The 13026-nt window shown below is 72.9% G+C and carries 10 protein-coding genes; 6 read left to right on the top strand and 4 right to left on the bottom strand.

Annotation, left to right across the window (positions count from 1 at the left end):
- Window positions 1-3 precede the first annotated feature (3 nt).
- From ACIQE0_RS03990 to ACIQE0_RS03970, 5 genes are all read left to right on the top strand, one after another.
- Complete coding sequence (locus ACIQE0_RS03990) at window positions 4-1545, top strand: GMC family oxidoreductase (protein ID WP_402328891.1); 1542 nt, start codon at window positions 4-6, stop codon at window positions 1543-1545.
- A complete protein-coding gene (locus tag ACIQE0_RS03985) occupies window positions 1545-2678 on the top strand; it encodes a glycine betaine/L-proline ABC transporter ATP-binding protein (RefSeq protein ID WP_402328889.1) in 1134 nt (377 codons plus the stop codon). Before ACIQE0_RS03990 ends, ACIQE0_RS03985 begins: the two co-directional genes overlap by 1 nt.
- Window positions 2678-2848, top strand: a complete 171-nt coding sequence (locus tag ACIQE0_RS03980) for a hypothetical protein (protein WP_366337219.1) — start codon at window positions 2678-2680, stop codon at window positions 2846-2848. The genes ACIQE0_RS03985 and ACIQE0_RS03980 overlap by 1 nt, the downstream gene beginning before the upstream one ends.
- A gap of 73 nt (window positions 2849-2921) precedes the next feature.
- Window positions 2922-4919, top strand: coding sequence for an ABC transporter permease (locus tag ACIQE0_RS03975; protein WP_402328886.1), 1998 nt, complete (start codon window positions 2922-2924; stop codon window positions 4917-4919).
- Window positions 4920-4921: 2 nt separating this feature from the next.
- Complete coding sequence (locus tag ACIQE0_RS03970) at window positions 4922-5926, top strand: ABC transporter substrate-binding protein (RefSeq protein ID WP_366337222.1); 1005 nt, start codon at window positions 4922-4924, stop codon at window positions 5924-5926.
- A 98-nt stretch (window positions 5927-6024) separates the two neighbouring features.
- On the opposite strand, the gene ACIQE0_RS03965 is transcribed toward ACIQE0_RS03970, so the two are convergent.
- Both ACIQE0_RS03965 and ACIQE0_RS03960 read right to left on the bottom strand, forming a co-directional pair.
- Complete coding sequence (locus ACIQE0_RS03965; protein WP_402328884.1) at window positions 6025-6804, bottom strand: GntR family transcriptional regulator; 780 nt, start codon at window positions 6802-6804, stop codon at window positions 6025-6027.
- Complete coding sequence (locus ACIQE0_RS03960) at window positions 6801-7343, bottom strand: GntR family transcriptional regulator (RefSeq protein ID WP_402328882.1); 543 nt, start codon at window positions 7341-7343, stop codon at window positions 6801-6803. The genes ACIQE0_RS03965 and ACIQE0_RS03960 overlap by 4 nt, the downstream gene beginning before the upstream one ends.
- A gap of 132 nt (window positions 7344-7475) precedes the next feature.
- On the opposite strand from ACIQE0_RS03960, the gene ACIQE0_RS03955 reads away from it, so the two are divergent.
- On the top strand, window positions 7476-7826 hold the full coding sequence (locus tag ACIQE0_RS03955; RefSeq protein WP_402328880.1) for a hypothetical protein: 351 nt from the start codon (window positions 7476-7478) through the stop codon (window positions 7824-7826).
- Between the two features lie 171 nt (window positions 7827-7997).
- Here the strand turns inward: ACIQE0_RS03955 and ACIQE0_RS03950 are convergent, their stop codons facing one another.
- Both ACIQE0_RS03950 and ACIQE0_RS03945 read right to left on the bottom strand, forming a co-directional pair.
- Complete coding sequence (locus ACIQE0_RS03950) at window positions 7998-8747, bottom strand: BPL-N domain-containing protein (protein WP_366337224.1); 750 nt, start codon at window positions 8745-8747, stop codon at window positions 7998-8000.
- 5 nt (window positions 8748-8752) lie between these two features.
- Window positions 8753-12898: a Pls/PosA family non-ribosomal peptide synthetase gene (locus ACIQE0_RS03945; protein WP_402328877.1), complete on the bottom strand. Its 4146-nt coding sequence runs from the start codon at window positions 12896-12898 to the stop codon at window positions 8753-8755.
- Between the last annotated feature and the right edge of the window lie 128 nt (window positions 12899-13026).

Raw genomic sequence — 13026 nt, 5'->3', positions numbered from 1 at the left:
CCCATGCCCGTGTACGACTACGTCATCGTCGGCGGTGGCACCGCCGGTTCGGTCATCGCCTCCCGCCTGGTGGAGGACCCGAACACGACCGTCGCCGTGATCGAGGGCGGCCCCTCGGACATCGACCGCGAGGACGTGCTGACGCTGCGCAAGTGGCTCGGTCTGCTCGGCGGCGAGCTGGACTACGAGTACACGACGACCGAGCAGCCCCGGGGCAACTCGCACATCCTGCACAGCCGCGCCAAGGTCCTCGGCGGCTGCTCGTCGCACAACACCCTGATCTCCTTCAAGCCGCTGCCGTCCGACTGGGACGAGTGGGCGGAGGCCGGCGCCACCGGCTGGGGCGCTAAGGAGATGGACCCCTACTTCGGCAAGCTGCGCAACAACATCGTGCGGGTGGCCAAGAAGGACCAGAACCAGATCGCGACGGACTGGATCGAGGCCACCAAGTCGGCCCTCGGCGTCCCGGAGGTCGTCGGCTTCAACGACCGGCCCTTCGACGAGGGCGTCGGCTTCTTCGACCTCTCCTACCACCCGGAGAACAACAAGCGCTCCTCCGCCTCCGTCGCCTACCTCCACCCGCACATGGAGGCCGGCGACCGGCCCAACCTCACGCTGATGCTGGAGACCTGGGCGACGAAGCTGGAGCTCGACGGCACCCGCGCCAAGGGCGTCCACGTCCGCACCAAGGACGGCGAGGAGGTCTACGTCGAGGCCGCCCGCGAGGTGCTGGTGTGCGCCGGCGCGGTGGACACCCCGCGGCTGCTGATGCACTCCGGCATCGGGCCGAAGAAGGACCTGGAAGCGCTGGGCATGGAGTGCGTGCTCGACCTGCCGGGCGTCGGTGAGAACCTGATCGACCACCCCGAGTCGGTCATCGTCTGGGAGACCAACGGGCCGCTGCCCGACAACTCCGCGATGGACTCGGACGCCGGTCTGTTCATCAAGCGGGACCCGGAGCACAAGGGCCCGGACCTGATGTTCCACTTCTACCAGATCCCGTTCACCGACAACCCCGAGCGGCTGGGCTACGAGCGCCCCGAGCACGGCGTCTCGATGACCCCCAACATCCCCAAGTCCCGGGCCCGCGGCCGGCTCTACCTGACCTCCGCCGATCCCGAGGTCAAGCCCGCGCTGGACTTCAAGTACTTCGAGGACGAGGGCGACTACGACGGCCGGACCCTGGTCGACGGCATCAAGATCGCCCGTAGGGTCGCCGAGGCCGAGCCGTTCAAGAAGTGGCTCAAGCGCGAGGTCTTCCCCGGCCCCGAGGTGACCGACGACGCCGAGATCAGCGAGCTGGTCCGCAAGGCCGCGCACACCGTCTACCACCCCGCCGGCACCTGCAAGATGGGCGCCAAGGACGACCGGCTCGCGGTCGTCGACCCGGAGTTGAGGATCCGCGGCCTGTCCGGCATCCGGATCGCCGACGCCTCCGTCTTCCCGACGATGCCCGCGGTGAACCCGATGCTGGGTGTGCTGATGGTGGGGGAGAAGTGCGCCGACCTGCTCCGCGAGGCCGCGGCCCAGGGAGGTGACGCGTGATGGGCGACGCGTCCGCCAATACCACCGCCGTCCCCAACCCCCGTACCGAGCAAGGGGGTTCGGGCGCCGACGAACGGTCCTCGGTGTTCTCCGTCCGCAACCTGTGGAAGGTCTTCGGGCCCAAGGCCGAGCGGATTCCCGAGGACGACTCGCTCACCGGGCTCAGCGCCCAGGAGCTGCGCGAGCAGACCGGCTGCACCGCCGCCGTCCGCGACGTCTCCTTCGACGTCCGCAAGGGCGAGGCGTTCGTGGTCATGGGGCTCTCCGGCTCCGGCAAGTCCACCCTGGTCCGCTGCCTGACCCGGCTGATCGAGCCGACCGGCGGCGTCCTGGAGATGGACGGCGAGGACGTCCGCGCCATGGACCGCACCGCGCTGCGCGAACTGCGCCGCCGCCGGGCCGCCATGGTCTTCCAGCACTTCGGCCTGCTGCCGCACCGCACGGTGCTCGACAACGTCGCCTACGGCCTGGAGATCCAGGGCGTCGGCAGGGCTGAACGCCGCGAGCGGGCCGCCGAGATGGTCACCAAGGTCGGCCTGGCCGGCCTGGAGAAGCGCCGGCCCGGCCAGCTCTCCGGCGGTCAGCAGCAGCGCGTCGGGCTGGCCCGCGCGCTCGCCGTGGACCCCGAGATCCTGCTGTTCGACGAGCCGTTCAGTGCCCTGGACCCGCTCATCCGGCGCGATATGCAGGAGGAGGTCGTCCGCCTGCACCGCGAGGAGGGGCGGACCATGGTCTTCATCACCCACGACCTCGCCGAGGCGCTGCGGATCGGCGACCGGATCGCGCTGATGCGCGACGGCCGGATCGTCCAGCTCGGCACCCCCGAGGAGATCGTCGGCTCGCCCGCCGACGACTACGTCCGCGACTTCGTCCGGGACGTCCCGCGCGAGCAGGTGCTGACCGTGCGCCGCGCGATGCGGCCCGCCGAGGCCGGCGAGGCCGACCAGGGCCCCGCGCTCGCCCCCGACACCCTGATCTCCGACGCCATCGAGGCGGTGGCCCGCTCCGGCGGGCCCGCCCGGGTCGTCGAGGACGGCCGCTGCCTGGGCATCGTCGACAGCGCCGCCCTGCTCAACGTCGTGGCCCGGATCCAGCAGCCGGGCCAGGACGCGCCGGGGGCGGTGGCCGCCTGATGTACGCCGCCGCTCCCTACCGCGGCGCCGCCCGCGCCGTCGTCCCCCGCGCGCCCGCCGCGAGCCCCCGGGCCCGGCTGCGCGCCGCCCTGCTCCGCCAGTGGCGCCAGGCCCAGCGCACCGCCGCGATGAACGTGCCGCTCGGCACGGTGAAGCGGGGTCGGGCATGAGCGAACGAAGTGAGCGAATCATCGAAAGGTGCGTGCCGTGCGAATGCAGGGCCTCGCGTAGCGAGGTGTCGGCATGAGCACCACCGCACCCCCCACCACCGCCGGGGCGCTGGGCGCCGCCGGCAAACCCGGCGCGCTCCAGGCCCTGTTGCGCCGCCGTGGCCTCGCCAAGCTCCTGCTGCTCGTCGTCGCCGCGGCCGTGCTGATCCCCGTCGTCGCCTCGCGGTGGCCCGGCGCCGCCTGGCCCTCCGCGCTGACCGTCGACGTCTCCGGCCCCCTCGACCACGCCAGCAACTGGATCATCGACAACCGCGACAGCCACTGGCTGTTCGTCTACGTCCTCGGTCACCTCAGCAACGCCGTGGTGCTCTCCGTCCGCGCGGTGTACCTGGTGCTGCTGGGGCTGGGCTGGGCCGGTGTGACGGCCGGTGTGACGCTGCTGGCCTGGCGCGTCGCCGGTCCCCGCATCGCCGCCACCGCCCTGGTGTCCTTCCTGGTCAGCGGGGCGCTGGGGATGTGGGTCCCGACCATGCAGACGCTGGCGCTGATGATCGTGGCGGTGCTCGCCTCGGTCGCCGTCGGCGCCGTGCTCGGGCTGGCCGCCGGCCTCTCCCCGCGGCTGTTCAAGATCCTGCGTCCGGTGCTGGACACCATGCAGGTGCTGCCGGCCTTCGCGTATCTGCTGCCGGTCGTGATGATCTTCGGTATCGGTGTGCCGGCCGCGCTGCTGGCCACCGTGGTCTACGCGGCCCCGCCGATGGCCCGGCTCACCGCGCTCGGCCTGCGCGGTGCGGACGCCGGCGTGCTGGAGGCGGTCTCCTCGCTCGGCGCCACCGGGCGCCAGCGCCTGCTGACCGCCCGGCTGCCGCTGGCCCGCAAGGAACTCCTCCTCGGCGTCAACCAGACGATCATGATGGCGCTGTCCATGGCCGTGATCGCCTCGATGATCGGCGCCGCCGGTCTCGGTGACCGCGTCTACCAGGCGCTCGCCTCCGTCGACGTCGGCACCGCGCTCGCCGCCGCCGTCCCGATCGTGCTGCTGGCCATCGTCATGGACCGCACCACCGCCGCGGCCGGCGAGAAGCTCGGCGCCGCCCCGGCGGCCACCGGCCCGCGGCTGCTGCGCGGCTGGTACGCATGGGCCGGGATCGCCGTGGTCACCGCGGTGGTCGCGCTGGCCGGCCGGCTGGCCGGCTCCGGCAGCTGGCCCGCCGGCGCCACCGTCGCCATCGCCCGCCCGGTCAACGACGCCAAGGAGTGGATGGTCGACCACCTCTACTCCGGCATCCCGGTCGTCGGCGGCACCGCCGACTGGGCCGCGCACTTCACCAACTGGGTGCTCAACCCGCTGCGGGACGGCCTGACCGCCCTCCCCTGGTACGGCGTGCTGCTCATCGTCGCCGCGCTGGCCTGGCTCATCGGCACCTGGCGCACCGCGCTCACCGCCGTACTGGCCATGGCCGCCATCGGCGTGCTGGGCGTGTGGAACCCGTCCATGGACACCCTCTCCCAGGTCCTCGCCGCCCTGGTGGTGACCCTGGTCCTGGGCATCGGCGTCGGCGTCCTCGCCTCCGGCAGCGAGCGCTTCGAGAAGATCCTGCGGCCGGTGCTGGACGTCATGCAGACCATGCCGCAGTTCGTCTACCTGATCCCGGTCGTCGCGCTGTTCGCGGTGGGCCGCGCCCCGGCCGCCGCCGCGGCCGTGGTCTACGCCCTGCCGGCCGTCATCCGGATCACCACCCAGGGCCTGCGCCAGGTCGACCCCGGCGCGATGGAGTCGGCCCGTTCGCTGGGCGCCACCCGCTGGCAGACCCTCCGGCAGGTCCAACTGCCGCTGGCCCGGCCCGCGTTGCTGCTGGCCGTCAACCAGGGCGTGGTCCTCGTCCTCGCGGTCGTCATCATCGGCGGTCTGGTCGGCGGCGGCGCCCTCGGCTACGACGTGGTCACCGGCCTGGCCCGCGGCGATCTCGCCCTCGGCCTGGTCGCCGGTATCGCCATCGTCTGCCTGGGCCTGATGCTCGACCGGGTCACCCAGCCCACGGAACGGCGTACGGCCGGGAAGGGAGCCTGACCATGTCCCGTACCCCGATGCGCACGAGGACCCTCGCCAGGGCGCTCGCCGCCACCGCGGCGACCGGCGCGCTGGTCGTCACCCTCTCCTCCTGCGGCAAGGCCGACATGACCAAGCAGGCGTCGCCGTTCGCGGCCGCCAAGGGGTCGAAGTCGGTCACCCTCTCCGTCCAGACCTGGGTCGGCGCCCAGGCCAACGTCGCGGTGGCGCAGTACCTGCTCGAACACGAGCTGGGCTACCACGTCGACACCGTCCAGGTGGACGAGATCCCCGCCTGGGACGCGCTCAGCCAGGGCCGGGTCGACGCGATCCTGGAGGACTGGGGCCACCCCGACCAGGAGCAGCGCTACGTCCAGGACAAGAAGACCATCACCGACGGCGGTGACAACGGCGTCACCGGCCACATCGGCTGGTGGGTCCCCAAGTACTGGGCCGACGCCCACCCCGACGTCACCGACTGGAAGAACCTCAACAAGTACGCCAAGCAGCTCCGCACCTCGGAGAGCGGCGACAAGGGCCAGCTGATGGACGGCTCTCCGTCCTACGTCACCAACGACAAGGCACTGGTGAAGAACCTCGGCCTGGACTACCAGGTCGTCTTCGCCGGCTCCGAGGCGGCGCAGATCACCCAGATCCAGCAGTTCGCCAAGGCGAAGAAGCCCTTCCTCACCTACTGGTACGAGCCCCAGTGGCTCTTCAACCAGGTGCCGATGGTGGAGGTCAAGCTCCCGAAGTACACCGACGCCTGCGCGGCCAAGGGGGCCAAGGACCCGCAGTCCGTGGACTGCGCGTACCCCACCACCCGCCTGAAGAAGTTCTTCAACACCGACTTCGCCAAGGGCGGCAGCCCCGCGGCGCAGTTCCTGAAGAACTTCCACTGGGACAAGAAGGACCAGAACGAGGTGGCCGAACTGATCGCCTCCCGCGGCCTGTCCGCCGACGAGGCGGCCAAGCAGTGGGTCCAGGAACACCCCGACGTGTGGAAGCAGTGGCTGCCGAAGAAGTAGCCGCTGCGGCGAGGTAGGACATCGGGCGGGGCCGTTCTTTGAACGGGCCCGCCCGATGCGCGTGTTGAGGCCCTGGGGTGAGGCGGTGAGGGCCCCGGTCACTCCGGTGTGAACTCGTACTGGAGCTCGTAGAGGTGGCCGGCCTTGGTCATGACGGTGGCTTCGATGGGGCGTTCCCCGTCGCTGTAGACGACGCGCAGTGTCCGGAGGACCGGCAGGCTGCTGGGGAGCCGGAGCGCCGCGTACTGCTCTTGCGTGGGTACGCGCGCCGAGACCCGGTCCACACTGAGCCGGGGCGGGTGTCCCAGGGCGGCGAGGAGTGTCGGCGTACCGCCCTTGATCTTGCGGCGCTCCATCATCGCGGTGCCGCGGACGATCGCCAACGGGTAGTAGGACTGGACGAGTTCCACGGGTTCGTCGTCGATGAAGAGCACCTGGCGGCGGAGCAACGCCGTGCCTCCCTCGGCCAGTTCGAGTGCTTCCGCGACGTCCGCAGGCGGTGTCGCTTCCGTCACTTCCAGCAGTTCGCTGCGTGCTCGTCCGCCCTGCTTCTCCGCCTCGGTGAGCCAGCGGTACGGCTCACCGTTCTTCGCCGGAGCGGAGTAGGAGGCCGGCCGCACGGTCCGCTGCCGGTGTTCGCGGACGGTGACGGCCGCCCCGGCCCGCCCGATGACGAGGCGCTCGTCCTTGAGGAGCTGTAGCGCCTTTTGCACGGTGGCGTTCGAGGCGGCGAAACGGGCCGTGAGCTGTGTCGTGGACGGCAGTTTGGCGCCCGGGGCCAGGTCGCCGCTCATGATTTCCTCGCGCAGATCGGCGGCGATGCGCTCATGCAGTGAGCGGCGGTCGTACGTGTCGGCTTCGGTCTTGGGCACGGTCATCCGATCCTGAGCTCGTAGCGCAGTCGCTGGCGTTGTGCGGGCATGACCATCACGTCGACCTGAAGGGGTCGGTCATCGCCGTCGAGAGTGAGTCGCGTCAGCTCCAGCACGGGCTCGTGCGGGCTGGTCTGCAACGTCCCCTGTTCCTCCGCGTTCGGCATCCGTGCGATCACGTCCTCGCGTACCCGGACGCCCACGTGCCCGAGTTCGGCGAGCAGTCTGACCGCACCGCCGGGGATCTTGGCCGTCGAGGCGAGCCGGGTGCCGCGGGCGAGGCGCGCCGGGTAGTAGGTGTCCGTCAACTCGCAGGGCTCGTCGTCGAGATACATGATGCGGCGGCGTACGACCACCGTCTGTTCCGCGGGAGCCCCGAGCAGTTCGGCCACCTCGGACGGCGCCGCGATCTCCTCGGCGCGGACGATGCGCTGGCTGCCCCGTCGGCCCTTGGCCGCGGCCTCGGCACCCCAGAGGTCGGACGGGCCCTTGTCCTGGGGCGTCAGGTACGGCATCGAGGTGCTGACCCACTCGCCTGTGCTCACGGCGTCCTCCTGCCAAGTCGACGATCTTCCGTGGCTGCTCTACACGGTAAGCGCATACCCGAAAGAGTACCTTGATGCTTTTCGCGAATAGCAATATGGTTGCCGGGCTTAGTTCCGACGAAAGGCGAAGCGATGACCCTTGTCGACAAGCCCGCCGACTGCGATGTCTGCACGGCACTCACCCGCCAGCGGGACGCGGCCCGCCTGGCCGGTCGCCACATCACCGCGCAGAGCCGCAATGCCGAGATTGCCAACCACCGTCAGTTCTTCCTCTCCATCGACGAGATCGCCGTCGGGGCGGTGGTCTACGACCAGGACTCCGACGTGGTCGGGGTGGTGCGCGACATCCGGGGCCTGCTCGTGTGTCTGGCACGTCCGACGCATCTCACCTGGGAAGCGCCGTACGCGAGGCTGCGTCCCGGTACGGAGTGGGAAGTGAAGCAGTTGCACGCGCCGGCCGAACTCCAGCGGGGGCGCTCGTGAGCTGCCCCGAGTGTGGACGGCTCGCCGTGGAATTGCGGGCCGCAGAGAAGGCCGGTGACAAGTCACGGGCGATCGACTGCCGGGTGCTGCTGCGGCGTCACCCGCAGCATGACGACGTCCCGGTCCAAGTGGCCGATGCGGCACGGGACGTGACCGCTTCTGGCGGGGAGTTCAGTCCTCCAGTAGCGCGTTGACCAAGTCCACTGCCAGGTCGTGGGTCTGGTGGACCGGGAGGTTCTCGTCGAGGAACCAGTCGTCGGTGGCTTCGGGGTGGGGGCCGACGACGGCCACGCGGCCGGCGCCGAAGGGGGTGACGACGGCGGCGACGGTCCCGTTCGGGTAGGTCGCAAGGACGGTGGCGTCGGCGCCGGGGTCGAGGAGGAAGTGCGGGCCGTCCTGGAAGTAGACGGTGCGGGGGGCGCCGCGCCAGCGGGTCTCGACCACGGTGTCGCGGTCGTGGGTGACGGTGGCGCCCGGGGTGACGATGTACTGGTCGGTGTCGCCGGGCAGGAGCCCAAAGCCGGGGTCGTCGCCGGCGAGGTAGCCGCCGAGGCAGAAGCCCAGGTAGCGGCCGCCGTCTTGGACGTAGTCGCGGATCTCGTCGGCGTGTTTGCGCAGGCGGCGGTAGGCGGGGTCCAGGGAGCCGCCGCCGGGCTGGGCGTAGAGGCGGGCGTGGGCCAGGGACGCGGCGGAGAGCGGGATGTCCTCGTGCGGGCCGATGTAGCGGACGTCGAGGTCCCAGGGGCCGGCGGCCAGCAGTTCGGCGACCGCCTCGGAGCAGCCGGCGGGGCGGGCGGCCGGGCCGCGGTAGACCAGGGCGAGGGGGCGGCCGCCGGGGGCGGGCAGCGGGGGCCGGGGCGCGGTGCCGCGGGCGCCGAGGGCGCGGCGGAGGGTGGTCAGGAAGCGGGCGGGGGGAGTCATGGGTCTCACCGTGACGGACTGGTGGGGTGCGGGGCCAGGGCGGGGGAGGGGTGTTCGGCCGCGCGGAGGGCGAGGCCCTGGGCGGGGACGCCGCGCCAGGCCGTGTCGGGGGTGAGGTACTCGCCCTTCATGACGAGGGAGAGCGCGTCGAGCCAGACGCCCTCGCCGACGACGCCGTCGTAGAGCACGACCGCGCGGTTGCCCACGGTGGCGCCCGTCCGGACGGTCACCTTCGACATCTTCATGACCCGGTCCTCGAAGAGGTGGGTCTGCAGGCTCACCCCGGTGCCGATCGCCGCGTCGTCGCCGACGTCGACCAGGTCGAACTCGGTGAGGAAGGTGGTGTCGAGCCACGTCCGGCGGCCGATGCGGGCGCCGAAGAGGCGGAGGGCGGGTGGGAGGAAGGGGGTGCCGGTGAGGGTGGCGAGCCCGGCGGGCACGGCGGCCGCCTCGTAGAGGCCGGTGACGAACTCGGTGCGGCGGACGAACCAGCTCCACAGCGGCTCGACGCGCGGCCGGTAGCGGCCGACGACCAGGTGCTTGAGCAGGGCGCAGGTGGCGATGACGGCGACGCCGGCGGCCATGAGGAGCAGCGGGGCGAGGAGGAGCGGCAGGGCCGGGGAGGGGCCGTGGGCGAGGGCGGAGAGGGCCAGCAGGAAGAAGAAGGTGGCCGTGCCCAGGAGGGACGCCGGCAGCGTGGCGCGGAAGTACTCGACGGCCAGCCGGCGGCGGACCGCCGTGCGGGTGGGGCGGAAGGTCAGCTCCTCGGGGAAGTTGCCGCTGCTCTGGCGCTGCGGGAGGTGGATGGCGGGGGAGCCGAGCCAGGAGGTGCCGGGCGGCACCTCGTCCCCGGGCGGGACGGTCCCGACGCCGATCAGGGAGCCGGGCCCGGTCCGCGTACCGGCCGGCAGATACGCGGCGTTGCCGACGAACGCGCGGCGGCCGACCTCGGTGCGCCGGCAGGCCACCCGGCCGCCGGCGAACGCGGCGCCGCCGACCCCGGCCATGTCCGCGACGAAGGAACCCTCGCCGAGGACGAGCAGGTCCGGGTCGAGGTGAGAGGCGGTGGAGACCTCCGCGAGGGGGCCGATCCGGGCGCCCAGCAGCCGCAGCCAGGGGACGGTGTAGAGGGTGGCGTAGAGGGAGTTGGTGAGGGTCAGGCTGGATTCCAGCAGCTTGTCGGAGAACCACTTGCGGACGCCGAGGGCGGAGCGGACCGGGTGGGTGCCGACCGGGGTGCGGTACAGCACCAGCCGCTTGGCCAGCGCGATCGCGGCGCAGACGGCCAGGACGTAGAGGGGGGCCGCGACGAGCACGGTGACGGCGAGGGCGGGCCCGTCGCCCCAGGCCAGCCAGGCGTACCACACCAGCACCACGCCCGGTGCGATGGCGGCCAGCGGGAGGAAGTCGAGGAAGGCGGCGCAGAGCAGCGCGGCGGCGGCCTGCCGCGGCCGGCCGGCCTCCGTCGTGCCGCCGGCCCGCAGCATGTCCTCGATGGGCGGGGCCAGCGCCGCCACCGGGGACGGCGGGGAGCCGGCCCACCGGGCGCCGGGCGGCACCACTTCGCCCTGGCCGATCACCGACTGCTCGCCGAGCCCGGCCCCCGCCTCCATCCGGGCGCCCGGCTCCAGCACCGCATGGGCGCCCACATAGGCGCGTGGACCGATGTCGATCGGCGCGACGGTGACCCAGCCGTCCGCGACCCGCCAGGCGCGCAGGGTGACGCCGTAGCCGACCGAGGCGTCCGCGCCGACCCGCAGCAGCGTCGGCAGGGCGACCACCCCGGTGGCGATGGTCGTCCGCGGCCCGATCCGGGCGCCCAGCAGCCGCAGGTAACGGCCCATCAACGGGGAGCCGCTGAGCAGCGGGAGCGGGCTGAGGCGCAGCAGCAGGCCGAGCGCCCACAGGCGGAGGTAGGTGCTGCCCCACAGGGGATAGCGGCCCGGCCGTATCCCGGCCGCCAGCGGGCGGGCGAAGACCACCGGCAGCAGCCAGCGGACGCCGAAGTAGCTGATCAGCGTGGCCTCGATGGGCCGCACCGGGACCGGCGTCCGGCCGGTGAACTCCCCGCCCTGCCGGCTGAAGACGGCCGCGAGCGGGAGGGCCATGACGAAGAGCAGGAGGTAGATCATCGCGGCCTGGGCGAGGCCGGCGGCGGTGATCCGGGGGCCGGAGTGCCGCAGCGGGCGGGGGCGGGCCGCCGCCGGGCCGATGGCGCCGCTGCCGTCGCTGCGCAGGTCGGCCCCGGGCGAGAGGTCGCCGTCGTGCGCGGGCAGGTCGGCACAGGCCGCGGAGCCCAGCGCGTCCAGATGGGCCGCCAGGTCGCGCACCGTCGGGTGCGCGTAGAGGTCGCGCAGGGCGGGGCCGGTGCCGCTCCCGATGCCGCGGCCGCGCAGCAGCGAGACGACCTGGGCGGCGACCAGCGAGTGCCCGCCGAGGTCCCCGAAGAAGTCCGCCTCGGTGGACAGTGCCTCCGCGTCCATGCCGAACACCTCGGCCCACGCGTCCCGCACCCGCCGCTCCGACGCGCCGTGCGGCGGCACCACCGGTCCGCCGCCGCCCAGCCGCCGGCCGGTCGGCGCGGGCAGCCGCCTGCGGTCCACCTTGCCGCTCGGCAGGGCCGGCAGCGCGGGGAGGATGTCGAGGAACGGCGGCACCATGTACGCCGGGAGCCGGTGCCGCAGCCGCCGGTGCAACCGGGCCACCAGGGCCTCCCCGTCCGCCGTACCGGGCCGCGCGGTGTGCCCCGGGGCCAGTACCACGTACGCGGACAGCTCCCGGTCCTCGCCCGTGCCGTCCCGGTCCGGCCGGACGACCAGCGCGGCGGCCGCCTCGGCGACGCCGGGCTCCTCCAACAGGACGTTGTCGATCTCGCCGAGGTCGATCCGGTAGCCCCGGACCTTCACCTCGTCATCGGCCCGCCCCAGGAACTCGATCTCCCCGTCCGGGGCGAGCCGGCCGAGGTCGCCGGTGCGGTAGAGCCGGCCCCCGGGGGCCGTCGGGTACGCGATGAAGCGTTCCGCGGTCAGCTCCGGGCGCCCCACGTAGCCGCGGGCGACGCCGGGGCCGCCCACACAGATCTCGCCGACCGTCCCGTCCGGGACGGGACGGAGCCGGTCGTCGAGCAGCAGCACCGTGTAGGTGGGCAGCGGGCGGCCGATGGTGACCGGCCGGCCCGGTCGCAGCTCCGCGACGGTGGCGGTGACGGTGGTCTCGGTCGGCCCGTAGGTGTTGAGCATCCGGCGCCCGGGCCGGCTCCACCGCTCCACGAGCCGGGGCGGGCAGGGTTCCCCGCCCACCACCACGGTGCGGACCGCCGGCAGCTCCCGCGGGATCGTCGCCAGCAGCGTCGGCACGCAGTAGAAGAGCGTGATCCCGGACTCCTCCAGGGCGTCGGCCAGTTCGGCCCCCAGCCGTCCCGAACCGGCGCCGGCCGGCCCCGCGACGAGGGTCGCGCCGGCCGCCCAGGTGGGCCAGATCTCCTCGATGGAGAAGTCGAAGGAGATGGTCATGCCCTGGTAGATCCGGTCGTCCGGCCGTACGTCGTAGACGTCCGTCACCACGGCGAGGAAGGTGCAGACGCTGGACTGCGCGATGGCCACGCCCTTGGGGCGGCCGCTGGAGCCGGAGGTGTACATGATGTACGCGAGCGGATCGTCGGGGGCGTCCAGGCCGTCGGCCGGGGCCCCGGTACGGCCCGGTGCCGCGGAGGGGGGTGGCCGGGCGTCCGGGGCGGCGGCCAACTCGGCGGCCAGGGTGTCGAGTTCGAGCACCTGCGCCGGCAGGTCGGGCAGCCCCGCCGCCAGCTCCGAGACCGTCAGGAGGGCGTCCACCCCGGCGTCCGTCGCGATGAAGGCGACCCGGTCCGCGGGCGCCGCCGGGTCGATCGGGACGAACGCGGCGTCCGCCTTGCCGACCGCCAGCAGCGCCGCGTACATCTCCACCGACCGCGGCACCAGGACCGCGACCCGGGACCCGGCGCCGATGCCGCGGGCGCGCAGACGGTGGGCGAGGCGGTTGGCGCGGAGGTCGAGTGCGGCGTAGGTCAGGACGTCCGGCCCGCACTCCAGCGCCGTCGCCGCGGGCACGCGGTCGCAGGTGGCCTCGAAGAGGCGGTGCAGCCTCATCGCGACCCGCCCGGTCGTGCCCATGACCCCATCCCATCGCCGAACACCGGTGATCGCATGTCGGTCCCGGGCGACCCCTTTGACCTGCGGGTTCGTCGGATCGTGGGACCAGGGGGCGCGGCGTCATCCCGAGTACCGGCGATCCCCCGATC

Source organism: Streptomyces sp. NPDC093097 (assembly GCF_044754325.1).
Classification (GTDB): Bacteria; Actinomycetota; Actinomycetes; order Streptomycetales; family Streptomycetaceae; genus Streptomyces.
The sequence above is the reverse complement of the archived record's forward strand: the minus strand, read 5'-3'. Positions and strand labels throughout refer to the sequence as shown.

Bases quoted from the DNA above. Each gene is read 5' to 3' on its own strand.
- ACIQE0_RS03985 (WP_402328889.1), top strand. From the start codon at position 1,545: ATGGGCGACGCGTCCGCCAATACCACCGCCGTCCCCAACCCCCGTACC.
- ACIQE0_RS03945 (WP_402328877.1), bottom strand. From the start codon at position 12,898: ATGGGCACGACCGGGCGGGTCGCGATGAGGCTGCACCGCCTCTTCGAG.
- ACIQE0_RS03955 (WP_402328880.1), top strand. From the start codon at position 7,476: ATGACCCTTGTCGACAAGCCCGCCGACTGCGATGTCTGCACGGCACTC.
- ACIQE0_RS03990 (WP_402328891.1), top strand. From the start codon at position 4: ATGCCCGTGTACGACTACGTCATCGTCGGCGGTGGCACCGCCGGTTCG.
- ACIQE0_RS03980 (WP_366337219.1), top strand. From the start codon at position 2,678: ATGTACGCCGCCGCTCCCTACCGCGGCGCCGCCCGCGCCGTCGTCCCC.
- ACIQE0_RS03950 (WP_366337224.1), bottom strand. From the start codon at position 8,747: ATGACTCCCCCCGCCCGCTTCCTGACCACCCTCCGCCGCGCCCTCGGC.
- ACIQE0_RS03965 (WP_402328884.1), bottom strand. From the start codon at position 6,804: ATGACCGTGCCCAAGACCGAAGCCGACACGTACGACCGCCGCTCACTG.
- ACIQE0_RS03975 (WP_402328886.1), top strand. From the start codon at position 2,922: ATGAGCACCACCGCACCCCCCACCACCGCCGGGGCGCTGGGCGCCGCC.
- ACIQE0_RS03970 (WP_366337222.1), top strand. From the start codon at position 4,922: ATGTCCCGTACCCCGATGCGCACGAGGACCCTCGCCAGGGCGCTCGCC.